Source organism: Comamonas sediminis (assembly GCF_041107495.1).
GTDB classification, from domain to species: domain Bacteria; phylum Pseudomonadota; class Gammaproteobacteria; order Burkholderiales; family Burkholderiaceae_C; genus Comamonas; species Comamonas sediminis.
This window is the reverse complement of the sequence record NZ_JBGBDC010000003.1, coordinates 348954-373699: the sequence shown is the minus strand read 5'-3', so window position 1 is coordinate 373699 and position 24746 is coordinate 348954. Positions and strand designations below refer to the sequence as shown.

Sequence of the window (24746 nt, the reverse complement as noted above, 5' to 3'; positions counted from 1 at the left end):
GAGGCACCGGGTGAGCTCCACTCCCTCACCCGCCTCTCCTACAAGAAAGCACCCCTACCATGTTCAATCTCATCCGCACCCGCACCATCGTCGCAGCCAGCCTGGCCTTGGCCGGTGGCGCCCATGCCATGAGCACCGCCCCCGTCGGCAATGGCTCGGACTACCCCCCCTACCTGGAAGAGCCCAGCCAGCTGACGCGTGCCCAGGTCCGGGCCGAGTTCACCGAGGCCCGCAACAGCGGCATGCTGCTGCTCAAGGGCGACGAGTTCCAGACCACCATGACGCCACAAGGCATGCCGCTGAGCCGCGCAGAGGTGATCCGTGCAGCCACCCAGGCCCGCATGGATGGCACCTTGCCGCACGGCGATGGTTTTGGCGAGTAACAACTGCTGCTGCTGCACCCACCCGAGGGAGACATGATGATTGGCCTTGGTTTTCGACGTGAGATGCTGGACTGGGACATGTCTGCCGTCCAGGCCGACTTCTTTGAAGTCGCACCCGAGAATTGGATATACCGGGATCTGGCGCCGCTGCATGCGCTGATCGAGTCAGGCCGCCCGGTGCATCTGCATGGCGTGGCACTGAACCTGGGTGGCACTGCCGCACTGGACCAGTCGTTCCTGCGCGATCTGCGCAAGCTGATCAATGCACTGGGCCGCCCGCTGTACTCCGACCATCTGGCCGCCAGCGGGGACAGCCACCAGCTGTACGACCTGTTCGCCGTGCCCTTTACCGCGCCACAGGCACGCCGCGTTGCCGATCGCATCTGCGCCGTGCAGGATGCCCTGGGCATGCGCATCGCGATCGAGAACACCACCTGGTACACCAATATCGGCACGATGCCGGAGGCCGATTTCCTGGGCATGGTGCTCGAGCGTGCCGACTGCCAACTGCTGCTGGATCTCAACAACCTGTCAGTCAACCACAAGAACCATGGCGGGCTCAGCCCCAGCGAATTCGTGCAGCGCCTGGGCATGGGGCGGGTGAGCTACATGCATGTGGCGGGCCATGAGTTCGATCCACGCTTTGACCTGTTCATGGACACCCACAGTCAGCCGGTCGAAGCACACACCCAGCAGCTGGCCACCCGCCTGGCAGAGCGCCACGGCACGCCGGTGCTGCTGGAGTGGGACAACGATGTTCCCGGCATCGATGTGATCAACGAGGAATTGTCATGTCTGCGAACTTCTATGACTACGTGAGAGGCATTTCGGACCAGGTTCCGCTGGGCTACAGCCCCAACGGCATGCGCGCCTACCGGCACCTGGTCTATGTCGGGGCCAGCCAGATGGTGGAGGCCCATTTTCCCGAACTGCGCGAGCAACTGGGCGAGGACGCATGGCGCGAACTGATCGCAGCCTTTGTACGCGATTCGCGCTGGAGCTCGGCCTACTATGGAGATATGAAAGATGCATTCCTCGAATTCATTGCCATCGAGAGCACGCGAGAAGATTGACGGCCTGGGCCTGCTGCTGCTGCGCCTGTGGGTGGGGCAGGAGTTCGCGCTGGCAGGGTTCCGCAAGCTCTCGTCAGGCTGGACAGCACCCAGCTGGTTTGCGGGCCTCGACTTCCCCATTTTTGTGGGCTGGCTGCCCGCGAGCGTCAACTGGGGCATAGCCGGTGTTGCCGAACTGCTACTGGGCATTGCACTGGTGCTGGGTATTGCCTCGCGCACCTCGTCACTGGGCCTGTTGTTCATCACCTATGTGGCTGTGTACAGTGTTCACTTCGACCTCGGCTGGGCCGGGTGGAACCAGATCGACAGCGATGATGGCCTGGGATTCAAGGTGCCGCTGATGCTGGCCCTCATGCTGGTGGCCATCGTTACCCAGGGACCGGGCCGCTGGTCGTTCGACAGCTGGCGCAGGCCATAACCAAGGGCAGGAATGCACACTATCGCAGCAGATATCACCGTCCAATGGCGCCAAGCCATGCTGCGCTTTGCGATGCTGCACCTGCCTTCGCGTGAAGAGGCCGAGGACGCCGTTCAGGACACCTTGACCGCCCTGCTGCTGCTGGACCGCGCCAGCTTTGACGCCACCCAGGCCAAGAGTTACCTGTTCGGCATCCTGCGCAACAAGATCAATGACAGGCTGCGCCAGAAATACCGCGCACCGCTGAACTACGCCGAGGCCTTCAACGATGACCTCGACCAGGTCCTCTTCGACAAACGCGGCCACTGGGTCGATGGCGTGGCACCGGCCACCTGGGTCAATCCCCAGCAGCAGTTGCAGAACGACCAGTTCTTCCTCGTTGTGGATCTGTGTGTGCACAAGCTGCCCGCCAAGCCGGCACGGGTGTTTTCAATGAAGGAGTTCCTCGACTGTGAAGCCGACGAGATCTGCAGCACCTTGGGCATCACCAAGGCCGATTACTGGCAGTGCATGAGCCGCGCGCGCAAGCAGCTGCAGCTCTGCCTGCACCACAACTGGTTTGAGCAAGAAAGGGCGCCATGAAGTGCCGCGACTACATTTTTCAACTGACCTCCGGTCAACTGGAGGACGCGGGCACGGTCACCCAGATCGCTGCCTGGCAGCATCGCATGATTTGCTGGCGCTGCCGCGCGTTCACCCGCAATGATGCGGCGCTGCAAGACATGCTCAAGGGCTATGGTGACCATCTCCAGACCCCGCAGACCCCACCTGCCGAGCCCTCCGACAACTAGGCAACAGTGAGATACTGCACATAAATACAGCCCCGTGCCAGAATGCCATTTTTGCCTGGACATGCCCATGGACCACATCGCCACCGGATCCTTTGACATCACGCTGCAGCCAGAAGCCCTCAGCCCCGTCGCCGAGGCCACCGGCCTGGGCCGGCTCTCGCTGAACAAGCAGTTCAGCGGCGATCTGCAGGCAACGAGCCAGAGCGAGATGCTGTCCTTCCGCAGCAGCACCGCCGGCTCAGCCGGCTATGTGGCCATGGAGCGGGTGCAAGGCCATCTGCATGGCCGCCATGGCAGTTTTGTGCTGCAGCACAGCGCCAGCATGGCCCAGGGCGAGGCTAGCCAACACATCACCGTCGTGCCCGACTCGGCCACCGATGCACTGCAAGGCCTGCGCGGTACGATGCAGATCACCATCGACAACGGCCAGCTTCCTACCGCTTTGCGTACCAGCTGCCGCAGACCTGAGCCACGCTGCGCGCCGCCGGTGGCGAACCTGTCCCGGCGCTGCGACGACATGCAGGACCGGGACTTTTTGCAGGACGCGGCGTTTTCACGGTAGGCAGGGTGCGCCGCTGCTCCGTAGAATGCAGAGCGAACCCTGCACCCTTCCCTGGCCCACATGCCCAGGGCGTTCCCACCTCTGCGCGACCACCGCACACCGCGCAAAAAGGCATGACATGACCCATGGCTTCCGCGATGCACCGGACGGCCTGCGCTACGCGGAGTCCATCAGCGGGCCGATGCGGCTGTTTGTCGCGACCATTGGCCTGGCGATGTTCCTGATTCCGGTCCCCTTTGTGCACCATGCCCACGGGGGCCTGCGCTGGTGGCAGTGGCTGCTGCTGGCAGCCTGCGTGGCCGTGCCAGCAATGATGGGGCTGTTTTTTCTGAGCCTGGCCGGGGGGCGCTGTCTGCGGCTGCATTTTGACAACCGCCAGCGCTGCATGCTTCGCCACCGGCGTTTTCCCTGGCCACGGCACCCCGAGGCCGTACCCTATGCGAAGATCGATCCGCCCAGCGTGCTGGAGCGCAGCTCCGAGGACGGGCCACACTATGTTGTGCGTCTAGCCGTTCGAGGCGAGCGTGCGATGCATCTGGGCAGTTTTGGGTGGCAGGCAGAGGCCCAGGACTGGTGCCAGCGCATTGCTGACCATCTGCAGCACCAGCAACCCCTGCCGACACCGATGGCACCCACGCCAGGGTCGGATGGCGCGCACGCAGACCCCCAAACGCGTTGAAGACCAGCCGCAGGGCCGAATGGCCTGGAAGACGAGCCCTGTGCCGTTCTGGCGGCAGACCGGCAGCGCTGCACCTGACCCTGCCCTTCAAAAAATATCGAGTGTCCTGATGGCGCCCGCAAAGCGCTCCAGCGCGCCGCAGGGTTGGGTCTGGGCCAACGACGGGATATCCAGACCGCTGCTGCCGAGATCGCTGTCCGCATACCCCATCACCCAGCCGGGGAAGCGGCGCTCAGGGCCAGACAGGCCTGCATCGACCACGGTGAAATCCGAATGCCGGGGATCGGCGCGCAGATGGGCCTCCAGCAAAGCCATCGCCTCAGGAGCGCCTTCCACATACTGTGCAAACCAGTCGCCGTCAAACACCAGCACGCCCGTGATGCCATGGATGGCATTCATTTCACGGGCCTGTTTGACGATGCGCCCCACCTCGGTGGAGCTGTAGCCGGCCGCCAGCCTGCTGATGTAGAGAAGGGACCGGAGGCTGGTAGGCATGGATGCGCTTTCGCTGTCAATGAACATTCAATGTACTTGTTCCCTTAGCAACCAGCACCCAAGGAGGGGCGTTTTTGTAGGTCGCCAGGACGGTGGGTGAACGGGCCCGTGCCCAGACACGGCTTGCCCCTGGCAGCCGTGCAGACACGGCTGACCAGGGGCAAGCGGCAAGCGCTACAGTTGGCGCTCAATCAGCGGCAATTACTGGCCGAACTTGCGCTTGGCATCGGCAACGCAGGCGTCCTTGGCATCACCGGCCATCGCATCGCAACGCTCCTTGGCGGCCTTGTAGTCGGCTTCACGGCTCTTCTCGGCAGCGTCCTTGCGGGCATCAGCCACGTCAGCCGTGTTGGACGAAGGCTTGGCGCTGACTTCGGCAACCTTGGCCGCTTCCAGAGCCTTCACGTGGGCAGCCTTGGCTTCCTTCTGGCAGACATCCTTGGTGTTGCCGGTGGCGTCATCGCACTTTTCCTTGGCAACATCGTATTCCGCATCCGCCTTGGCCTTGGCCAAATCGTGGCGGTGGCCTTCGGTAGGCTCGGCGCGGTGCTTCAGATCGGCCAGCGCAATCTTCTTCTGGCCATCAGCCTGCTTCTTGCAGACATCCTTGGCATTGCCCTTCATGGGCTTGCACTGGTCGCTGGCAGCCTTGTACTCGGCCTCGATGCGATCCTTTTCCGTTTTTTGCTCGGCCGAGGTCATGGCAAAGACACCACCGGAGAAGAAAGCGGCGGCACACAGAGCGGCGATAGTGGGTTGGAGCTTCATGGTTTTTTTCCTTGGATCGTTATGGTGAAAGATCTGACTATTTTTTGCACCCATCAATGAAGCGCAAAAAATAATCTCCTGGCATGTCATTCATGCAATACCGCCACAATGGCTGCGTTGCTGGCCTCAATGGCGTGAATGAATTATCAGCAGCCACTGGCAGGCATGCTGTGGGTGGCAGGACGGACCCATGGTCAGATTTCACCTACCGGGGCAACGCCCCGTTACGACTCGGAAAAGCGCCCTTCGGCAGTGTCTCAAACGCTGGCAAAATTCAGGGCCGCCCCACTGCATGTTGCAGCCCTTGCGCCACGCGCAGAGCGGCCCGCGCCAGACAACCACCGCCTATGGAACACACCGCCATGACCCACGAGCGCCAGCCACCCTGGGTGGCTGAACAACTGCTGGCTGCGCTGCAAGGCGAATGGCGCTTTACCCGCAGCCTGCAGGACCTCGTCAGCCACCACCCCATTGGCACCGTGCAAGGCCAGGCGCACTTCACACCCGAGAGCGCCAGCACGGCCCACTATGCAGAGAACGGCCAGATGGTGCTGCACAACGGCCAATCCTTTCGCGCCAGCGGCCGCTATTTTTTCAGCCAGCAAGGGGCTGACCTGTGTATCTACTTTGATGCGCAGCAGCAGCGCCTTTTTCACCAACTGCGCCCTGCGCTGGACCCGCAGGGGCAGCTGAGCGCCAGCAGCTCGCACCTGTGCATCGCGGACCGCTATGACAGCCACTACGCGTTTTTAAGCAACGGCAGTTTTGTCATTGAGCACCAGGTGCGCGGACCGCACAAATCGTACCGCAGCTATACGCTGTATGAGCGGCCGGGCCGTACAGACAACCAGGGCTGATGGCTCGGTAACTGCAAGCTGCCTTGCCGGAAAATACCGGCAATGCAGGCAACCGCTTGCTGCTGCCACTGCGCTCCACCCTCGCCTTGCACAGCCAGCCCCAGTCCAACGCAGCCGGTTCTGTAGCGAGCGCGATGCGCATCAGAGCCCGTTAGCCCTGCGCCTGCCATTCGACAAATTCCATCTTCTGGGATGCGCACAAGCGGTTCAGCGCTGCCACGCCCTGCACAAAGTGCGGCTCCTTCTCATGCGCCGCCAACGCCTGGCGGTCGGCCCATACCTCGAAGAGATAGACCTGCTCTTGGCCCACTGCAAGGTCGTAGCGCAGGCAGCCAGCCTCCTGCCGGCTGGCCTGCGCCAAGGTGGTTAGCGTTGAGACGACGTCCGGCAAATGGCCGGGCAGGGGTTGCAAGGTGACGATCAGGTTCAGCGGTGCAGTCAATTCTGGCTCCTTGGATGAGATGGCGTTGTGGATCAACAGAGTCGTCAATACAAGCCTAGCATTGATGCGCATACAGGCGCAGCGAGGGCAGTCAACGCCGATCGACCGCAACCGTGCAGCGGCTAAAAATGCAAACGCCCGATGCAGTGCACCGGGCGTCATGGGCCGGATGGCTCCGGCATTTTTATCCGTCCCAACTAGCAACTTCCATGGCGACGGGCCATGCTCAGTTGCAGCCTGTACGCAGGCCGGTCACTTCGCGTCCGGCAATGCGTAGGCAATGATGTAGTCACCGCGATCGGGGGCCGTGCGTCCACCGCCTGCCGTCACCACCACATACTGCTTTCCGGAGCTGGGGGACTTGAACACCAGCGGTGTGGACTGCGCACCCACGGGCAGGGGCGACTTCCAGATCTCTTCGCCGGTCTTCACATCCATGGCACGCAGATAGTAATCAGCCGTGCCGGTGTAGAAGATCAGACCGGATGCGGTCGCCACCGGGCCGCCCAGCGAGGGCATTCCGATGGGGATGGGCAAACCGGTCTTGATGCCCATGGGGCCCATCTGCTCTACCGTGCCCAATGAACGCTGCCAGGCGATCTTGCGCGTCTTCAGGTCGATAGCGGTCATCATGCCGAAAGGCGGATCGGTACAAGGCACGCCAATCTGCGAGGTGACCATCACACGGTTTACACCGTAAGGGGTACCTTCCATCGGCACCACACCAGCGACGCTCGGCGTGGTCTTGCCGGAGGCGATGATGGCCTTGTCGGCTTCCGCGCGTGGCAGAAGCCGGGCCTTCATCATGATCCGCATATCGTTCACGATGAGGTAGTCGTGGACCTTGTCGATGGAGATACCGCCCCAGTTCATCGTGCCGAACGGTGAAGGGTGGGGGATGTACCAGTTGGTGCTCGGTGGCGTGAAGTCGCCCTTGTATTCCAACTGCTTGAACGCTATGCGGCATGCCAACTGGTCGATGGGGGTAATGCCCCACATCTGCGCTTCGGTCAGCACCCCTTGGCGAATCTGCGGCATGCCTACCGAGTAGGGTTGCGTGGCAGCGAGCTTCTCGCCTGGCAAGCCCTCGGTGGACACCGGCTTTTCCTGCACTTCTGCGATCGGCTTGCCAGAGCGGCGGTCGATCACGAAGATCTCGCCACGCTTGGTCGTCTGAATCAGCGCGGGAATCCGCTCGCCGTTGTCGCCAGGCACGTCGTAGAGGACGGGCTTGGAAGGCAGGTCGTAATCCCACACATCATGGTGCGTGGTCTGGAACACCCAGCGTTCGGCGCCAGTCCGCGCATCCAATGCCACTACCGAGGAGCTGACACGGTCGGTTTCCGGGGTGCGGTGGCCGCCATACATGTCTGGCGTGCCGTTGCCCGTGGGCAGGTAGACCAGGCCCAGCTCGGCGTCGTACGTAGGGGCGGCCCAGGTATTGGGTGTGCCGCGGGTGTAGTGCTCGCCGGGGCCCGGCGCCGTGGTCACGCCGGGACGGCCCACATCCCATGCCCATGCCAGGTCACCGGTCACGGCGTCGAATGCGCGCACCGCGCCAGAAGGTTCATCGACCGATTGGTTGTCCATCACCCAGCCGCCCACCAGCAGGCGGTCGCCGGCAAGCACAGGGCCTGCTGTGGGGTTGTAGAAGCCGGGCACGATGTCGCCCATGCCGGTGGCCAACGACACCTGGCCGTTCTTGCCGAAGCCACTGCAGAACTGGCCGCTGGCGGCATCCAGCGCGATCAGGCGCATGTCAGCCGTGGTCAGGTAGATGCGACGCGCGCATGCGCCGCCGGGCGGGGTAACGGGGGCCGACGCAGCCGGAGTCTTCTGGGCTGGGACCGATTCAGCAGCCTGGGGCAATTCGTAATACGCCAGTGAGCGGCAGCGCTGCCAGGTGGGGCTGAAGCCCGAGTTCACCTTGGGGTCGAACGTCCACAGCTGCTTGCCCGTGTCCGCCTCGATCGCGAAGACCTGGTTGGAGGGCGTGCAGGCATACAGCACATTGCCGATCTGCAGCGGGGTATTTTGGTTTTCTTTGCCGCCGAAGGCGAAGTCTCCGGTGCGGAAGGTCCAGGCCACTTGCAAGCCCTTGACGTTGCCGGGCGTGATTTGGTCAGCGGTGGCAAACTGCGTGCCATCCGGCGTGCGGCCGTAGTTGGTCCAGTTGGCATGGTCATCGCCGGGCTGGTAGCCCTGTGCGATCTCGGGCTCGGCCCCGGGTTTCACCGTCCAGATGGGCTGGAAGGCGGCGATGAAGGCCCCAACAATCCCCAGCGCAAGTAACGCAGCCGTGCCGCGAGACGCGCCTTTGATATGGGCACAACGCTCGCTACCGCGCAGGTAGGGCACCACCAGCGCAATCAACATACCGAGCACGGCGGGCAGGCCGATGCGTGCCGCAAGCGGCCAGAAATGCCATCCCGCCTCCCACAAGGCCCAGACGACGGTAATGGCAAAGCAGGCGGCATAGAGCCAGGCGCCACGTACGTCCGCCCGGACCAGAAAGACACCGGCCACCAGAACCAGCAGTCCCACCGGCAGATAATAAAAAGAGCCCCCAAGCTGCAAGAGTTGAAGGCCACCATAGGCAAGATAGGCGCCCAACGCGATAGCGATGACGCCCAAGATGGCCGCGAACACCCGGGCGGCGCGCGGAGCCCGTGCGGGCTGACTGGCTGACATACAGAAGATCTCCGAAGATATGTGCACCAGACCCGAGCCCCATGCTCCGGTCTGGATGGCGCACCGCGGCAGGCGTTCATGGTTTACCGCTCCGTCATTTGTTGCGATGCGCAACTTTTATTGTAATTTAATGTCTGTGTTTCAGTGAGACCATCCCCATATTGGCCATAAGCAAATTGCGAAACGCAACTAAAACAATGACAAGCCCCCGCTCTGCCCCTTCCATCCCCCTCGACGTCGTCCATCAGCTGCGGGGGTTTTCTCGCCAGCTGGTGCGTGAGCTGGGCTATCTGCGGTCACCGTTCGGCGGCAGTGAGCTGGCTCCGTCTGCCGTCCACGCCATCATCGAGATCGGCGCGCAGCCGGGTCTCCAGGCCCGCGATCTGGCTGCGCTGCTGCGGCTGGACAAATCCAACACCAGCCGGCAGCTGGCCAAGCTGGAGAGCATGGGTTTGGTCCGCAGAGAATCGGCCGCCGACGACGCCCGTTCTTCCCGCTTGTTTCTCACGGACGAGGGACGGGACTTGCAGGTTCGAATCGACCACTTTGGCACCGCACAGGTCACGCGCGTGCTGCAACAACTGGAGCCTCATGAACACAATGCGCTGAACCGGCTGCTGTCCCTGTACGCGTCTGCGCTGTCACGCGACAACGCCCATGTGGACCGGCCGGCCCAGATCGAGCGCCAGCTGTCGTCCGGATATACGCCCGGCATGCTGGGCGATGTGTCTGCCATGCTGGCGCGGCATTTCGCTGCGCAAGGCATGGATGCGAAGGCCTGCGAATGCCACACCGCGATGGAGCTTTCGGCCTTTCTGCAGTCGCCGCTGGACGAGGGGAACGGCATGTGGCTTTACCGGGAAGACACGCGTGTGCTGGGCTGCATCGCGCTGGAGGGCAATCCGCTCACGCGCGTGGGGCGGCTGCGCTGGTTCATTGTGGACAGCAGTCTGCGTGGCCTGGGCATTGGCAAGCGCCTTCTGGTAAAAGCACTGGCCCAGGCGGACCTGCATTTCGACGAAATCCATCTGGCGGACCTGGGCGAGTCCAGCGCCACAACTGCCCTCTACGGTTCTCAGGGGTTTGCGCTGGTGTCCGCGCGGCCCGTGACGCGCTGGGGAGTGGAAACCACCGAAAGGCGCTTTCTTCGCTTGCGGAATGCGCGAGCAGGACTGCAGAACAAGGCCTAATCCGCCTCTGCGGTAGAGGACGGGCATCGAGCGCAACGCACCGGAGGACGGGCCCCTGACGCCAACCCGCCAGGTCCGCCCGTGCTTCTTCAGGAAGCCCAAGCGCCCATCGCGCCCCTCGCCTTTGCCACGCTACGGCTGTGAGGAGAAGCCGCATGCGCGCGTCATGCGGCTTCGCGGCCTGAGTGACCCAGCACCATGGGGCAACGAGGCCGGCAGCGCTTACTCCACCGTGACCGATTTGGCCAGGTTGCGCGGCTTGTCCACATCGGTGCCGCGCGCCACGGCCGTGTGGTACGACAGCAGCTGCAGCGGGACCACATGCAGGATGGGGCTGAGCACGCCATAGTGCTCGGGCATGCGGATCACATGCATGCCTTCGGCGTTCTCGATGTTGGTGTTGGCATCGGCCAGCACATAGAGCACGCCGCCACGCGCCCGCACTTCCTGCATATTGCTCTTGAGCTTTTCCAGCAGTTCGTCATTGGGGGCCACGGTGACGACCGGCATCTCGCTGTCCACCAGCGCCAGCGGGCCGTGTTTCAGCTCGCCGGCTGGGTAGGCTTCGGCGTGGATGTAGCTGATCTCCTTGAGCTTGAGCGCGCCTTCCAGTGCGATCGGGTAGTGGATGCCCCGGCCCAGGAAGAGCGCGTTTTGCTTGCGCGCAAAATCCTCGGCCCAGCTGACCACCTGGGGCTCCAGCGCCAGCACGGCCTGCAAGGCGACGGGCAGGTGGCGCATTTTTTCCAGGTAGGTATCGGACTGCGCCTCGGTGATCTGGCCCTTGCTCTGGCCCAGCGCCAGGGTCAGCAGGAACAGGCCTGCCAGCTGCGTGGTGAAGGCCTTGGTGGAGGCCACACCGATTTCCATGCCGGCGCGGGTGATGTAGCTCAGCTTGCACTCGCGCACCATCGCGCTGGTGGCCACATTGCAGATGGTCAGGGTGTTGGTCATGCCCAGGCTCTGCGCATGGCGCAGCGCCGCCAGGGTGTCGGCCGTCTCGCCCGATTGGCTGATCGTGACCACCAGCGCCCGGGGGTTGGGCACGCTCTTGCGGTAGCGGTACTCGCTGGCCACTTCGACATTGCAGCGGATGCCTGCCAGACCCTCCATCCAGTATTTGGCGGCGCAGCCGCTGTAGTAGCTGGTGCCACAGGCGAGGATCAACACCTCGTCAATCTCTTTGAAGATACGCCAGGCGGCGGTGCCATCCGGGCCATCGAACAGTTCGGGCACAACGCTTTGCACGCCCTCCAGGGTTTCCGCAATCGCGCGTGGCTGCTCGAAGATCTCCTTTTGCATGTAGTGGCGGTAGGGGCCCAGCTCCACAGCACCGCTGTGGGCATGCACGGTCTTGACCGGGCGCTCGGCAGAGTCCAGCGTTTTGCCGTGGTGGTCCACCACCCAATAGCGGCCAATCTGCAGATCGACCATATCGCCTTCTGCCAGGTAGACGATCTGGTCGGTCACGCCGGCCAGTGCCATCGCGTCGCTGGCCAGGAAGTTCTCGTTGTTGCCCACGCCCAGGATCAGCGGCGAGCCTGCGCGCGCGCCAACCACGCGGTGGGGTTCGTCCTTGTGCATGACGGCAATCGCATAGGCGCCACGCAGCGCCTTGATGGCCTGCTGCAACGCGCTGAACAGGTCGCCGTCGTAATGGCTGTCCACCAGGTGGGCAATCACCTCGGTATCGGTCTGGCTCAAAAACTGGTAGCCCTTAGCCTGCAACTCGGCGCGCAGCGCCTCATGGTTCTCGATGATCCCGTTGTGCACCAGGGCCACACGGCCCACTGCCTGCACATCGGCCACGCCCGGGCCGGCGCTGAAATGCGGGTGGGCATTGTGCACGGCGGGTGCGCCATGCGTGGCCCAGCGCGTATGGGCGATGCCGGTGGCGCCCTGCACCTGTTCGCTGGCCACCTGCTCCATCAGCTCGGCCACACGGGCCGTACTGCGGGCGCGGCGCAGGCCGCCGGGCTGCCGGCCGTCCAGGCTGGCCTCATGCACGGCTACGCCGCAGGAGTCATAGCCACGGTACTCCAGCCGCTGCAGGCCTTGCACCAGCACCGGGACGATATTGCGCGTAGAAACTGCACCAACAATGCCGCACATAGCTTTCACTCCTTGATCAACAATGGCAGCAGTGTAGACAGGTGGTTGTATTATTTTCTTTCCATTTTTCATGACAGATGAAATAAAATTTCAACAAATATATTCATTGAAATAAAATTTCAAAATGAACGATGAAATGAATGATTTCACCTTGGACATCATCGATTTGCAGCTGCTGGACGCGTTGCAAAAGGATGCCTCCGTCAGCAACCAGGCGCTGGCCGACAAGGTGCATGTCTCGCCCCCCACGTGCCTGCGCCGCACCAAGCGGCTGCGCGAGATGGGGCTGATCGCCGCCGAGGTGGCCCTGCTCTCGCACGATGTGCTGGCCCAGGTGCAGGGCTTTGGACTGTTTGCGCTGGTGGAGGTCAGCCTGGACAGGCAGGGCGCTGAAGAGCTGGATGCCTTTGAGGCCTTCGTCGTGCAGAACGACCAGGTGCAGCAGTGCTGGCGGGTCAGCCCCGGGCCGGATTTTGTGCTGGTGGTCTACGCCCATGACATGCCCGGTTATCTGGCATTGACGCAAAAGCTGTTCACTTCGCAGAGCAATGTGCGCAATGTGAAAACCTACTTCGCCACCAAACGCAGCAAATTCGTCACCCGCATTCCGCTGCCCAAAGGGCCACACCTGTCGCTGCACAGCTGAGGGCAGGACTCCCGTCTCGGAAGTGTATTACCCGATTGAGACAACGGGCATTGGCTGCAGCGGTTTCACCGGGAAGACCGGCCCCGACAACGGCCACGGCGATGTGCGTGACCACTTTGCAGCGGGCGTGAATGACATAAATCTTCAACAAATGTCAGCGGAGCCTACAAGCTTGTCGCGGCGATAGTCCGGCCTCATACTGGCGCCATGAGTATCAAACAGTAACATCGTGAGGCGGGTCCTTCGATGCATGGGCGAAATGACTCATCGGGCAAGAGAGGCTAACCATGGTGCATATCAAAATGGACAGCACCCAGCAACGCAGCGACTGGGGCCGCATTGTTTTTCTGGCGTCCTGTGTGCTGGCCGCTGCGGGGGCCCTGTGGCAGCGCAATGCCTCCTGGCCGGTGTGGCTGGCGATCGTGCTGCCACTGGTGGCCTGGCCATTGCTGGCCCGCTGGCGTACGCGCCGCACAGGCGGCTCCGACATCAACGACGTGATCCTGTCCTTTGTCGACGGTCTGGTGATCGGCGTCTGGGTCGCGCTGGTGCATTTCCACCTGCTGACCAGCGCGATCATGCTGATGGTGCTGGTCCACTGCGCCTACGCGATGCAAAGCGTGCGCCATGCCGTGCTGGCCATTGCGGGGGCCATCGCAGGCGTCGCCGTTGCCGGGCTGCTCACCTCGTTTGACGTCCAGCACAGCACGAGCAGCTTCACAATCGTCGGAAGCCTGCTGGCAGTCGCCCTCTACCTGGCGATGCAAGGCATTGCCACTGGCCACCTGCTGCGCAGCCTGGCCCACAAGGAGCAGATGCTGATGGTGATGCGCCGCGTCGATGCGATGACCGGCTTCTTTGGCCGCATGTACTGGCAGGACCTTGCGACGCGCCTGTTCGCCTATGCCAAGCAAAAGGACATCCCTGCCTTCCTCATCGTCGTGGATGTGGATAACTTCCGCGAGCTCAACAGCCGCCATGGTGATACCGCCGGCGACGAGGTCATCATCGCGGTGGCCAACACCTTGCGCACCTGCGTGCGGCCGGGTGATGCCACCTGCCGCTTTGGCGGCGACTCCTTTGCGGTGCTGCTGTCCGGGGTGAACCTGGACATCGCCAACCAGATCGCCGACCGCATCCACAGCCAGGCGCTCAACCGCCGCCTGCGCGATTGGCCCGATGTGCAGATCAGCGTCAGCATCGGCATCGCCAGCCTGGCCAAATACCACCAGTCGGTGGACGACTGGATCCACCAGGCGGAAGCCGCGCTGGAGCAGGCCCGGGGCGCGCCCCGCAGCTACGGCAGCCATGCCACGCTGGAACCCATCTCAGCCGCCCACCTGGCGGAGCTGGCCAGCATGCCAGGCCCCGGAGCCCCCGCAGGCGCCTGACCACAGCCTTCATCCCCTCAGGCGCCGGGGTGTGGTGGCTCTTCTCCCGACGCCAGGCGCCTGTGCCGATATGCCCAGGCGCTCTGTCGCTCAAGACTTCTTCTGCGGCCGTTGCCAGTTCGCAATGCTGACCTGCTTGCCGCGCGCCACGCTCAAGGCGCCCGGCGGCGTGCTCTTGGTGATGGTGGAGCCGCCGCCCACGGTGCCGCCTGCACCAATGGTCACCGGGGCCACCAGCACGCAGTTGCTGCCCACATGCACATCGGCTTCGATGATGGTGCGGTGCTTGTTGGCGCCGTCGTAGTTGGCGGTGATGCTGCCCGCGCCGTAGTTGACCCGTTCGCCGACCTCCGCATCGCCCAGGTAGGCCAGGTGGTTGGCCTTGGCGCCATCGGCCAGCCGCGAGTTCTTGACCTCGACAAAATTGCCGATGTGTACCTGCCTGCCCAGCTGGGCACCAGGGCGCAGGCGGGCAAACGGCCCCACCAGCGCGCCCTCACCCACCTGGGCACCTGCGGCCTCGCCATCGATATGGGTAAACGGGTGGATCACCGCATCGGCGGCAATCTCGGCATTGCTGATATGGCAGTAGGCGCCAATGCGCGCGCCATCGCCAATGCGCACCTGGCCGCCAAAGATGCAGCCCACGTCGATCTCCACATCCTGGCCGCAAAGCAACTGCGCCTTGCCGCCGCGCGCATCGTCGCGCAGGTCAAAACGGGCCGGGTCGGCCATGCGCACGCCCTGGGCCATCAGCGCCTGGGCCTGGCGCATCTGGTGGGCACGCTCCAGCTCGGCCAGTTGCTGGGGGCTGTTGATGCCGGCCACCTGCAGCACATCGGCGATGCAATGGCCTTCGACGGCCACGCCATCGGCAACGGCCATCGCCACGATGTCGGTCAGGTAGTACTCACCCTGGGCATTCTGGTTGTTCAGCCGGGCCAGCCAGGGCTTGAGCCAGCGTGCCGGCACAGCCATGATGCCGCTGTAGATCTCGGTGATCGCGCGCTCCTGCGCATTCGCATCCTTTTGCTCGACGATGCGCTGCACCGTGCCTTCGGCATTGCGCACGATGCGGCCGTAACCGGTGGGATCGGGCATGTTGACGGTGAGCAAGGCCATGCGGTCGCTGCCCGCCGCATCAAGCAGGCCCTGCAAGGTGTCTGCCTGCGTCAGCGGCACATCGCCGGACAGCACAATCGCCATGCCATCGTCGGCCAGCAGCGGCACCGCCTGCTGCACGGCGTGGCCCGTGCCCAGTTGCGGCTCCTGGCGCGCAAAGGCCAACTGCGTGCTGCCTGCGCTGCTCTGGCCGATCGCCGCCTCCACCTGCTCGGCGCCGTGGCCGGTGATCACCACCGCTGAGCGGGCCTGCAGCTGTGCAGCGGTATCGAGCACATGCTGCAGCAACGCACGCCCGGCCAGCTTCTGCAATACCTTGGGGTGGCGGCTTTTCATGCGCGTACCCTTGCCAGCGGCCATGATGATGATGTCGAGTGGAGCGTTCATGGTGAATCAGCGAGGCGGCGCCGGGCGCCACCTCTTAAAAGACAAAACCCTGCGATTATCGCGCGCTCCAATGGCTGCGGGCCTGCACCGGCGCAAGCGCTGTCAGGCAAAAAAACAGCCTGCACGGGGCAGGCTGTTGATTGGTATCGCGCAGAGCTTAGAGGTTGTAGAGCATGCTGCCGTCGGTCTTACCCCATTGGAAGCGGGTGAACCAGCGGGCTGGCTGCTCATCCAGGTTGGGCTGTCCACCCTGGTTCTTGGGGAAGTGGTAGACCAGCGGATCCTGGCGCTTGCTCTCGATGACGACCGATTGGCCCGCCTTGAGAACCACGGTGTGACCGGCGTGCAGTACCAGATCACCGGCCTGCAGGCTGGCTTCGTTGCTCAGACCCAGGCCCAGCGTAATCCAGGCGGTGCCTTCGGAGATGCGCAGCACGACGTCACGCTGGGGCACAAAGCTGATGGCCTTGCCAGTGGGCAGAATGCGCATCTCGGCGGCAGCCGACGCAGCGCGGCTGGCACGCGCGGGGCGCGCAGCGATGGTGCCAGCGGACAGAACATGAGATGCAGACATAGCCATGGTGGTTTCCTTTGCAGGGCCCTGGTATCGAAGCGATCCTAGGGTTTACCCGATATGCGTATCTTGCGCCTTGGCCACGCCGGCGTCCAATGAATAAAAGAGGGCCGATCAATGCAGCCACGGCATTAATGGTTTACCCTAGGTTTTGGAGTTTCTGCGGCCACCGGGCCGCGCCAAGCCAGCGGCAGCTATCGAAGCAGGAGCATGATGGACGCCTGCCCCGGGGATACACCCTGGCGCAGTGTGTACTTCTTGCTACAGTGCCTCCACCATGCCAGACCTGCCTCTGCCGCCTTCCCTGCTCCGCACCCGGCCCATTGCCGTGGGCCATCTGCGCGCCTTTCTGGCGGTGGCCCGCTACCTGAACTTTCGCGCCGCCGCCGAGGAGCTGGCGCTGACCCAGTCGGCCGTCAGCCGCCAGATCCAGGCGCTGGAGGATGAGGTCGGTATTGCGCTGTTTCTGCGCCATACCCGCGCGGTGGAGCTGACCAGCGCCGGCGCCCAGCTCCAACGCGCGGTATCCCCCGCCATCGAGCGTATCGACTCGGCCGTGCGCCTGATCCGCCAGACCAGCGGCCGCAAGAGTGTGGCCATCACCACCTGGGCCAGCTTTGCGTCGATGTGGCTGATTCCGCGCATGGAGGCCTTCCAGCGCGACAACCCCGAAATCGACATCCGCATCGATGCCACCGACAATGTGCTCGACCTGGAAACCTCCGATGTGGACCTGGCGCTGCGCTACAGCCTGCCCCAGCACGCCACTGCCAACGCGCAGCGCCTGTTTGGCGAGCAGTTGGCCGTCGTCGCCAGCCCCTGGCTGCTGCAAAGCCACCCGCGCATCAGCCAGCCCGCCGATGTGGCCCGCCATACCCTCATCGAAGCAGGCGACGCCCACCGGCTGCAGCACCTGGACTGGCTGACCTGGGAGCGCTGGCTGGAGCTGCATGGCTGCGGCAATCTGCAGCCCAAACGCTGGCTGTTCCTCAACTATGCCCACCAGATTGCGCAGGCCGCCCTGACCGGCCAGGGCCTGGCGCTGGCGCGCATGCCGCTGGTCGCCGATGCGCTGGCCAATGGCGACCTGGTCGAGGTGCTGCCCGAGTTCCGCATGGATTCCCCCCTCGCCTACTGGCTGATCATTGGCCCGCGCAGTCAGCAGCGCCCCGAAGTGACCGCCTTTTGCGCCTGGCTGCAGTTGCAGGCCGCCGCCACGCGCACGGCCATTGGCGATACCTCCGGCAACTGATGGGGGCTGGGGAAAGCCAACGCTGATACGCCCACCCTCTCAGCACCGGCCAATTCACTATTAGACAAGCCAGAGCACCCTCCCTACAGTCAAAGCGGCTGCCTGCGCGTTCCATACCCGCAGGCAGCCACCTATAACGACACAAGGAGACTGCCATGTTCCACCCTCGCTTTGGCCGCCGGCGGGCGCTGGCGCTGTGTGCGGCGCTGCTCGCTGGCGCGGCCAGCCCGGCACTGCAGGCCCAGGACTTTCCCAGCAAGCCCATCAAATTCATCGTGCCCTTCGGGCCGGGCAGCGGCACCGATACGTCAGCGCGCTACTACGCCAAAAAGCTGCAGCAGCTCAGCGGCCAGCCGGTGGTGGTGGAAAACAGGCCGGGTGGCAATGGCTTCATAGCGGTCAAGCAGGCCTTGTCGGCCCCGGCGGATGGCTACACGGTATTTATCGGCAGCAACTCCACCCTGGCGGTGAACACGGCGCTGTTCAAAGCGCTGCCCTATGACCCGCAAAAGGACTTTGCGCCGCTGACGATGATGATGCGCGCGCCGGCCATCGTCGTGGCGCCGGGCGATGCCGATACCAAGCAGCTCAAGGATCTGGTGGCCAAGGCCCAGGCCAGCCCCGGCAAGATCAACTTTGGCGCGGGCTCGGCCGGCTACCAGCTGATGGGTGAGCTGTTCAACGATGTGGCCAAGGTGCAGACCGTGCATGTGCCTTTCAAGGGTGCGGGCGAAGTCGCCACCGCCGTGGCCGGCCATACGGTGGATTACGCCTTTGCCGAGGCCACCTCGGTGCAGGAGCTGATCAAGGCCGGGCGCCTGACGGGCCTGGCCGTCGCATCCGACAGCCGCGTGGCCGCGCTGCCCAACGTGCCCACGGCCCGCGAAGCGGGGCTGCCTGGCATCGAGGCCTACACCTGGGTGGGGGCGATGGTCAGCAGCAAGACGCCGGAGGACATCAGCGCCAGGCTGGCGGGTTGGTTCATGCAGATTGCGGCCGAGCCCGAAACCCAGCAGTTCTATGCCAACCTCGGCGCCACCGCGATGAGCGGCGGCCCGGCGCAGATGCGCCAGTTCCAGGCCGATGAGATTGCGCTGTGGAAGCGCATTGCGACCCAGGCCAAGATCGAGCTGCAGTAGAACTGCAGGCCGCCTGGCCTAGAGGCGCGGCCCGGGAACCCGGCTGCTCAGCGGCTGGGGCTGGAAGTCAGGCTCACAGGCCCGAGGCCATCCTTGCGGGCTGGCGCATGCCAGCCGCAGTCAAAAAGAGCTATTCAGAAAAAAGAGCCGCTCCCCAACAAAAGGGAGCGGCTCTTTGATCGAACAGCCAGCCCGGCAAGCCCGGCTTGGCAACCCAGCTTTACGCCAAGGTGACCCGGGCAAACTTGCGCTTGCCCACTTGCACGACAAAGGTGCCGGCGGGCAGCTTCAGGCCCTTGTCCTCGATGACCACGCCATCCACCCGCACACCGCCGCCGTCGATCAGGCGGTTGGCTTCACTGGTGGAAGGGGCCAGGTTGGCCTGCTTGAGCAGCGCGCCAATGCCCAGCGGCGCACCGCTCAGCGCGAAGTCGGGGATGTCGTCCGGAATGCCGCCCTTGCTGCGGTTGATGAAATCCTGCTCGGCCGCATCGGCCGCTGCGGCGCTGTGGAAGCGTGCAGTGATTTCCTTGGCCAGCAGCACCTTGGCGTCCTTGGGGTTGCGGCCGCCTTCGATCTCCAGCTTGAGCGCAGCGATTTCCGGCAGGCTCATGAAGGACAGCAAGGTGAACCAGTCCCACATCAGATCGTCCGAGATTGACAGCACCTTGGCAAACATGGTGTTGGCGTCTTCGGTGATGCCGATGTAGTTGTTCTTGGACTTGGACATCTTGTGCACGCCGTCCAGGCCCACCAACAGCGGCATGGTCAGCACGCACTGGGATTCCTGGCCGTACTCGGCCTGCAGATGGCGGCCCATCATCAGGTTGAACTTCTGGTCGGTACCGCCCAGCTCCAGGTCGCTCTTGAGCGCGACCGAATCATAGCCCTGCAGCAGCGGGTACAGGAACTCGTGCAGGCTGATGGAGCTGCCTTCGTGGAAACGGGTGTGGAAGTCGTTGCGCTCCATCATGCGCGCCACGGTGTACTTGGCCGACAGCTCGATCATGCCGCGTGCGCCCAGCTTGTCGCACCACTCGCTGTTGTAGCGCAGTTCGGTCTTGCTTGGGTCGAGCACCTTGTAGGCCTGCTCCTTATAGGTCTCGGCATTCACCTGGATCTGCGCAGCGGTCAGCGGCGGCCGGGTGCTGTTGCGGCCCGAGGGGTCGCCAATCAAGGTGGTGAAATCGCCGATCAGGAAGATCACGGTATGGCCCAGGTCCTGCAGCTGGCGCATCTTGTTGAGCACCACGGTGTGGCCAATGTGGATATCCGGGGCCGTAGGGTCCAGGCCCAGCTTGATACGCAGCGGCACGCCCGTCGCCTCGGATTTGGCCAGTTTTTTGACCCATTCCTCCTGTGGCAGCAGCTCATCCACCCCACGCAGACTTACCTGCAAAGCCTCTTGCACACGTTCGGTAACAGGGTAAGTTGTAACAGTCGATTGATTCATATGGGGTTTCTCAGGTTGCCAGCAAAGCCGAGGGCGTTATACTGCGTCCCTTGCGTTGCAGCGTTTTATTCTAGCCGCGTCTGTCAGACGATGTCCCAAGGGGACTTCATCCAGGCCCGCGAACGCTGCACATGAAGTTTTTTTTGTGCCTTCTTGTTAAAAAACCACCCACCGCGCCTACAGACGCGGTTTGTTTTGGCTCCGTAAACGCAGCCGGCAAGAGGCCTTCCATAACCGGGATGGAACATTGAACAACGGATTCATCACCGCTGGCAGCCTCGTCATTCGCCAGTTGGTCAATACCGCCCAAGCACACCCCAAGCGTCTCGCTGCAGCACTGGCCGTCATGTTGATGACCGGTGGCGGCGCCGCTTTCGCTGTGGCAGAGCTGGGCCCCAATCCGTCCGACATGCCCGTGCAGACCGTGGAATACCCGGTCGAATCGCTGGCTTCGGACATTTCGATTGCAGACCTGGTCGACGGACCGGGTTTTTCTTTGTACCGCACCGATGAGGTGCGCAGCAACGACACGCCAGAGTCCCTGCTGCGCCGCCTGGGCGTGGCTGACCCAGCTGCCGCGGCCTTCATCCGCAGCAACGCCAAGGCCCGCAGCGCCATCATTGGCAAGGCTGGCCGCCAGATTACTGCCGAGACCACGCCAAGCCACGAACTGACGACCCTCACGGTGCGTTGGGCGGGCGAGAACAGCGATGTGTTCCAGCGCTTCAGCATCCGCAAGGCCGACGGCAAGTTCGACACCTTGACCGAATTCCTGCCGCTGACCCGTGGCACGCGCCTGTCGGGCGGCATCATCCGCAGCTCGCTGTATGCAGCCACCGATGCCGCCAGCCTGCCCGACAACGTCTCGAACCAGATGGTCGAAGTGTTTGCCGACAAGATCGATTTCCGCCGTGCGCTGCGCGCCGGTGACCGCTTCTCGCTGGTCTACGAAACGCTCGAAGCCGATGGCGAAGTGCTGGGCACCGGCCGCCTGCTGAGCGCCGAGTTCCGCAACAACGGCAAGACCCATGAGGCGCTGTGGTTCCAGGACTCCCCCAAGGACAAGGGCGCCTACTACAACTTTGCCGGCGAAAGCGGCGAGCGCAGCTACATCGGCTCGCCCGTCAAGTACACCCGCGTCTCCAGCGCATTCGCGATGCGCGTGCACCCCATCCACAAGACCTGGTCCGCCCACAAAGGCACCGACCTGGCAGCCCCCCAAGGCACGCCGGTGCGCACTGTCGGCGATGGCCTGGTGACCTTTGCCGGCGTGCAAAACGGTTACGGCAATGTGATCTACATCGACCATGGCAACAAGCACGAAACCGTCTATGCCCACCTGAGCCGCATCGCCGTCAAGCAAGGCGCGCGCGTGGGCAAGGGTGATGAAATCGGCGCCGTCGGCCAGACCGGCTGGGCCACGGGCCCCCATCTGCATTTTGAGTTCCGCGTCGCCGGCGAGCAGCGTGACCCGCTGGCGATGGTGGCCGAGAGCGAAACCAGCAAGCCCATCAGCCGCCAGGCCCGCGCCAAGTTCGACAACCTCGCCAACAGCATGCGCCTGGCCCTGAACGACCAGATGCTGATGCTCGAGACCAACGCCAACCAGTAAACCGGTAAGGCGCCCCCGCCCCCAGGCCCCCACAATCTTGGTATTGTTGGGGCCTTTGCTTTTGCAGGCTTAACAACGATGACTGAACGCTTTATTGGCCTGATGTCCGGCACCTCGCTGGATGGTGTGGATGGTGTGATTGCCCAATGGCAGGACGGCCGCATGGAGGTGCTGCAGTACGCCAGCACCGGCTTTGCCCCCGAGCTGCGGGCCGAGCTGCTGGCGCTCAACAGCGCTGGCGAGCATGAGCTGCACCGCGCGGCGCTGGCCGGCAATGCACTGGCACGCAGCTATGCGCAGGTGGTCGATCGGCTGCTGGCGCGCAGCCAGCTGCAGCCCGGTGATATCACCGCCATCGGCGCCCATGGCCAGACCGTGCGCCACCAGCCAGGCTTGTGGGATGGCACCGGCTATACCTTGCAGCTGAACAGCCCTGCGCTGCTGGCGGAGCTGAGCGGCATCACCGTGGTGGCCGATTTCCGCAGCCGCGATGTGGCTGCAGGCGGCCAGGGTGCGCCGCTGGTGCCTGCCTTCCACCACAGTGTGTTTGGCGGTGCCGGCGCGCTGGGCAGCCCACGCTGGGTGCTCAACATCGGGGGCATCTCCAATATCAGCCGCCTTGAAGGCGACGACATCCGGGGTTGGGACTGCGGCCCCGGCAATGCGCTGATGGACCACTGGTGCCAGCTGAACACCGGCGAACCTTATGACGACGGCGGCCGCTGGGCGGCCAGCGGCCAGGTCATTCCGGCCCTGCTGGCGGCCTTCATGGAAGAGCCCTTTTTCCAGCTGCCGCCGCCCAAGAGCACCGGGCGCGACCTGTTCAACCCCGCCTGGCTGGCGCCGTTGCTCGAGCGCCATGCGCCCGGCGCGGCACCTGCCGATGTGCAGGCCAGCCTGGCCGCCTTCACCGCGCTGGCGATTGCGCAGGACATGCAGCGCCACGGCGCAGCCGAGGGCCAGACCTTGATCGTCTGCGGCGGCGGGGCGCTCAACCAGCATCTGTTGCAGCGCCTGGCCGATCTGCTGCCCGGCATCGCCGTGGACAGCTCGGCCGAGCATGGCCTGCCTCCGGTGCAGGTCGAGGCCAGCGCCTTTGCCTGGCTGGCCCGCCAGTGCTGGCAGAGCCTGCCCGGCAACCTGCCGGCGGTCACTGGGGCGCGCGGCCCCCGCGTGCTGGGCGCGATCTACCCGCGCTAGCGGTCAGGCATCCCCGCCATCGGGCGCCGGCTTGACCGGCTCATCCTTGTCGAGCTGGCTGAACACCAAGGTGGCAGCCAAGGTCATCAAGGCCACGGTCAGAAAGGTCGCGTGGATGGCGCGCAGCGACTTGTCCGGGTCAGTGATCCAGCGGTCGGCGTAGCCCGACAGCAGCGCGCCGGCCAGGGCCACGCCAATGCCCATGGCCAGCATCTGCACCATCGACAAGAGGCTGTTGCCACTGCTGGCAAACTCGCCATCCAGGTCCTTCAGCGTGACCGAGTTCATCGCCGAGAACTGCATGGAGTTGAAGCCGCCGAACACAAACAGCTGCAGCAGCAGCAACCACGGCGGCTGGCTGGCGCTGGCCCAGGCAAAGCTGGCCAGCATGAGCGCGACCATCACCGAGTTGACCTGCAGCACGCGGCGGTAGCCGAAGTACTGCACCGTCTGCACTGCAAAGCGCTTGACCAGCATGCTGCCCAGCACGGTGGCCAGCATCATCATGCCGGCGTTCATCGGTGCCATGCCCAGGCCCACCTGCAGCAGCAGCGGGATCAGAAACGGCGCAGCCCCCGTGCCAAAGCGGGCAAACAGATTGCCCAGCAAGCCCACGCGCAGCGAGCGCACACGAAACAGCATTGGAGGAAACAAGGGTTCGGGCACGCGCATCGCATGCATCCAGTAGCTGGCCAGGCTGGCCAGGCCAAACACCATCAGCACCACCACCAAGGCCATGCCCAGGCCCATGCCGGACATGCCATCGAGCGCCACCGAGATAGCCACCATGCCGAACGACAGCAGCGCATAGCCCAGGCCGTCGAACTTGCGCGGCACCGACCATGTCGTCTCGGGCATCCAGCGGCGCGCGGCCCAGACGCCGAACAGGCCGACCGGCACATTGATCCAGAAGATCCAGTTCCAGGTGGCGACCTCCACCAGCCAGCCGCCCAGGGTCGGGCCCAGCAAGGGTCCGATCTGGCCGGGAATGGCGATGAAGCTCATCGCGCGGATGAAATCCCCTTTCGGGTGGCTGCGCAACACCGCCAGGCGCCCCACCGGCAGCATCATCGCCCCACCCACGCCCTGCACCACGCGTGCAGCAATCAAGAAGCCCAGGCTGGGCGAGAGCGCGCACAGCACCGAGCCCAGCACAAACAGCGCAATCGCCCACATGAAGACGCGGCGCGTGCCAAAGCGGTCGGCAATCCAGCCCGATGCCGGAATCAGCATGGCCGTGGTGAGCGAGTAGGCCACGATGACCGACTGCATCTTCAGCGGGCTTTGGCCCAGCGAATGGGCCATCGCCGGCAGCGCAATGTTCAGGATCGTGGCATCGAGCGACTGCAGAAAAAAGGCAATCGCCACCAGCCAGAGCAGGCGCTCCTTGTGGGGCGCGACGGTGCGTGGGGTCAGTTCAGCGGACATGGGCAAAACAAAAGCCGCTGGTCAACAGCGGCTTGAGGCAAGGTGGTGGACCAGAAGGCAAGCAGCAGAGCCACCATGCCT

The 24746-nt window shown here is 63.9% G+C and carries 25 protein-coding genes; 16 read left to right on the top strand and 9 right to left on the bottom strand.

Features of this window, described 5'->3' with window-relative positions; translation table 11 throughout:
- Positions 1–59: 59 nt before the first annotated feature.
- The 8 genes from AB7A72_RS09335 to AB7A72_RS09300 all read left to right on the top strand — a co-directional run bounded on the left by AB7A72_RS09335 (position 60) and on the right by AB7A72_RS09300 (position 3906).
- Positions 60–383: a DUF4148 domain-containing protein gene (locus AB7A72_RS09335; RefSeq protein WP_239809468.1), complete on the top strand. Its 324-nt coding sequence runs from the start codon at positions 60–62 to the stop codon at positions 381–383.
- A 36-nt stretch (positions 384–419) separates the two neighbouring features.
- Positions 420–1202 (top strand): multinuclear nonheme iron-dependent oxidase, encoded by a 783-nt coding sequence (locus AB7A72_RS09330; RefSeq protein ID WP_239809469.1) that lies wholly within the window; start codon positions 420–422, stop codon positions 1200–1202.
- A complete protein-coding gene (locus AB7A72_RS09325; RefSeq protein ID WP_312461553.1) occupies positions 1175–1456 on the top strand; it encodes an HvfC/BufC family peptide modification chaperone in 282 nt (93 codons plus the stop codon). The genes AB7A72_RS09330 and AB7A72_RS09325 overlap by 28 nt, the downstream gene beginning before the upstream one ends.
- Positions 1410–1874 carry a DoxX family protein gene (locus AB7A72_RS09320; protein WP_369459724.1) on the top strand — a complete coding sequence of 155 codons (465 nt, stop codon included), beginning with the start codon at positions 1410–1412 and terminating at the stop codon, positions 1872–1874. Before AB7A72_RS09325 ends, AB7A72_RS09320 begins: the two co-directional genes overlap by 47 nt.
- Positions 1875–1886: 12 nt before the next feature.
- A complete protein-coding gene (locus tag AB7A72_RS09315) occupies positions 1887–2456 on the top strand; it encodes a sigma-70 family RNA polymerase sigma factor (protein ID WP_239809472.1) in 570 nt (189 codons plus the stop codon).
- Positions 2453–2665, top strand: coding sequence for a hypothetical protein (locus AB7A72_RS09310; RefSeq protein WP_369459723.1), 213 nt, complete (start codon positions 2453–2455; stop codon positions 2663–2665). Before AB7A72_RS09315 ends, AB7A72_RS09310 begins: the two co-directional genes overlap by 4 nt.
- 67 nt (positions 2666–2732) lie before the next feature.
- Positions 2733–3227, top strand: coding sequence for a DUF3224 domain-containing protein (locus AB7A72_RS09305; protein ID WP_369459722.1), 495 nt, complete (start codon positions 2733–2735; stop codon positions 3225–3227).
- 118 nt (positions 3228–3345) lie between these two features.
- Positions 3346–3906 carry a hypothetical protein gene (locus AB7A72_RS09300; protein ID WP_369459721.1) on the top strand — a complete coding sequence of 187 codons (561 nt, stop codon included), beginning with the start codon at positions 3346–3348 and terminating at the stop codon, positions 3904–3906.
- A gap of 87 nt (positions 3907–3993) precedes the next feature.
- Here AB7A72_RS09300 and AB7A72_RS09295 read toward each other — a convergent pair whose 3' ends face one another.
- Both AB7A72_RS09295 and AB7A72_RS09290 read right to left on the bottom strand, forming a co-directional pair.
- A complete protein-coding gene (locus tag AB7A72_RS09295; RefSeq protein ID WP_239809476.1) occupies positions 3994–4401 on the bottom strand; it encodes a BLUF domain-containing protein in 408 nt (135 codons plus the stop codon).
- A gap of 201 nt (positions 4402–4602) precedes the next feature.
- Positions 4603–5169, bottom strand: a complete 567-nt coding sequence (locus AB7A72_RS09290; protein WP_312461549.1) for a hypothetical protein — start codon at positions 5167–5169, stop codon at positions 4603–4605.
- 347 nt (positions 5170–5516) lie between these two features.
- Between AB7A72_RS09290 and AB7A72_RS09285 the strand changes: the two genes are divergently transcribed.
- Positions 5517–6026 carry a DUF6314 family protein gene (locus tag AB7A72_RS09285; protein ID WP_369459720.1) on the top strand — a complete coding sequence of 170 codons (510 nt, stop codon included), beginning with the start codon at positions 5517–5519 and terminating at the stop codon, positions 6024–6026.
- 151 nt (positions 6027–6177) lie between these two features.
- Here AB7A72_RS09285 and AB7A72_RS09280 read toward each other — a convergent pair whose 3' ends face one another.
- Both AB7A72_RS09280 and AB7A72_RS09275 read right to left on the bottom strand, forming a co-directional pair.
- On the bottom strand, positions 6178–6468 hold the full coding sequence (locus AB7A72_RS09280; protein ID WP_369459719.1) for a putative quinol monooxygenase: 291 nt from the start codon (positions 6466–6468) through the stop codon (positions 6178–6180).
- Positions 6469–6720: 252 nt separating this feature from the next.
- Entirely contained in the window at positions 6721–9159 is a 2439-nt protein-coding gene (locus AB7A72_RS09275; RefSeq protein ID WP_369459718.1) for a membrane-bound PQQ-dependent dehydrogenase, glucose/quinate/shikimate family, read from the bottom strand.
- Positions 9160–9431: 272 nt separating this feature from the next.
- Here AB7A72_RS09275 and AB7A72_RS09270 point away from each other — a divergent pair, with 272 nt between their 5' ends.
- Positions 9432–10349, top strand: a complete 918-nt coding sequence (locus AB7A72_RS09270) for a bifunctional helix-turn-helix transcriptional regulator/GNAT family N-acetyltransferase (protein ID WP_369459717.1) — start codon at positions 9432–9434, stop codon at positions 10347–10349.
- Between the two features lie 222 nt (positions 10350–10571).
- Here AB7A72_RS09270 and glmS read toward each other — a convergent pair whose 3' ends face one another.
- Positions 10572–12461, bottom strand: coding sequence for a glutamine--fructose-6-phosphate transaminase (isomerizing) (glmS, locus tag AB7A72_RS09265; protein ID WP_312461544.1), 1890 nt, complete (start codon positions 12459–12461; stop codon positions 10572–10574).
- Positions 12462–12585: 124 nt separating this feature from the next.
- Here glmS and AB7A72_RS09260 point away from each other — a divergent pair, with 124 nt between their 5' ends.
- Positions 12586–13107 (top strand): Lrp/AsnC family transcriptional regulator, encoded by a 522-nt coding sequence (locus tag AB7A72_RS09260; RefSeq protein WP_455423819.1) that lies wholly within the window; start codon positions 12586–12588, stop codon positions 13105–13107.
- Between the two features lie 287 nt (positions 13108–13394).
- On the top strand, positions 13395–14498 hold the full coding sequence (locus AB7A72_RS09255; protein WP_369459716.1) for a sensor domain-containing diguanylate cyclase: 1104 nt from the start codon (positions 13395–13397) through the stop codon (positions 14496–14498).
- Positions 14499–14588: 90 nt separating this feature from the next.
- Here the strand turns inward: AB7A72_RS09255 and glmU are convergent, their stop codons facing one another.
- Together glmU and AB7A72_RS09245 are read right to left on the bottom strand one after the other, a co-directional pair.
- On the bottom strand, positions 14589–16007 hold the full coding sequence (gene glmU, locus AB7A72_RS09250; RefSeq protein WP_369459715.1) for a bifunctional UDP-N-acetylglucosamine diphosphorylase/glucosamine-1-phosphate N-acetyltransferase GlmU: 1419 nt from the start codon (positions 16005–16007) through the stop codon (positions 14589–14591).
- A 157-nt stretch (positions 16008–16164) separates the two neighbouring features.
- Positions 16165–16587, bottom strand: coding sequence for a DUF2917 domain-containing protein (locus AB7A72_RS09245; RefSeq protein WP_312410906.1), 423 nt, complete (start codon positions 16585–16587; stop codon positions 16165–16167).
- Positions 16588–16858: 271 nt separating this feature from the next.
- On the opposite strand from AB7A72_RS09245, the gene AB7A72_RS09240 reads away from it, so the two are divergent.
- The gene (locus AB7A72_RS09240) at positions 16859–17833 is read left to right on the top strand and encodes a LysR substrate-binding domain-containing protein (RefSeq protein ID WP_239809487.1); all 975 of its coding nucleotides are present in this window, start codon (positions 16859–16861) and stop codon (positions 17831–17833) included.
- A 155-nt stretch (positions 17834–17988) separates the two neighbouring features.
- Positions 17989–18972 carry a Bug family tripartite tricarboxylate transporter substrate binding protein gene (locus tag AB7A72_RS09235; RefSeq protein ID WP_312461539.1) on the top strand — a complete coding sequence of 328 codons (984 nt, stop codon included), beginning with the start codon at positions 17989–17991 and terminating at the stop codon, positions 18970–18972.
- A 220-nt stretch (positions 18973–19192) separates the two neighbouring features.
- Here AB7A72_RS09235 and tyrS read toward each other — a convergent pair whose 3' ends face one another.
- Entirely contained in the window at positions 19193–20425 is a 1233-nt protein-coding gene (tyrS, locus tag AB7A72_RS09230) for a tyrosine--tRNA ligase (protein ID WP_369459714.1), read from the bottom strand.
- Between the two features lie 247 nt (positions 20426–20672).
- Between tyrS and AB7A72_RS09225 the strand changes: the two genes are divergently transcribed.
- Together AB7A72_RS09225 and AB7A72_RS09220 are read left to right on the top strand one after the other, a co-directional pair.
- On the top strand, positions 20673–22037 hold the full coding sequence (locus AB7A72_RS09225; RefSeq protein ID WP_239809490.1) for a M23 family metallopeptidase: 1365 nt from the start codon (positions 20673–20675) through the stop codon (positions 22035–22037).
- A 78-nt stretch (positions 22038–22115) separates the two neighbouring features.
- On the top strand, positions 22116–23237 hold the full coding sequence (locus AB7A72_RS09220) for an anhydro-N-acetylmuramic acid kinase (RefSeq protein WP_239809491.1): 1122 nt from the start codon (positions 22116–22118) through the stop codon (positions 23235–23237).
- A gap of 3 nt (positions 23238–23240) precedes the next feature.
- Here AB7A72_RS09220 and mdtD read toward each other — a convergent pair whose 3' ends face one another.
- Positions 23241–24665 (bottom strand): multidrug transporter subunit MdtD, encoded by a 1425-nt coding sequence (mdtD, locus tag AB7A72_RS09215; protein ID WP_369459713.1) that lies wholly within the window; start codon positions 24663–24665, stop codon positions 23241–23243.
- Positions 24666–24746 lie beyond the last annotated feature (81 nt).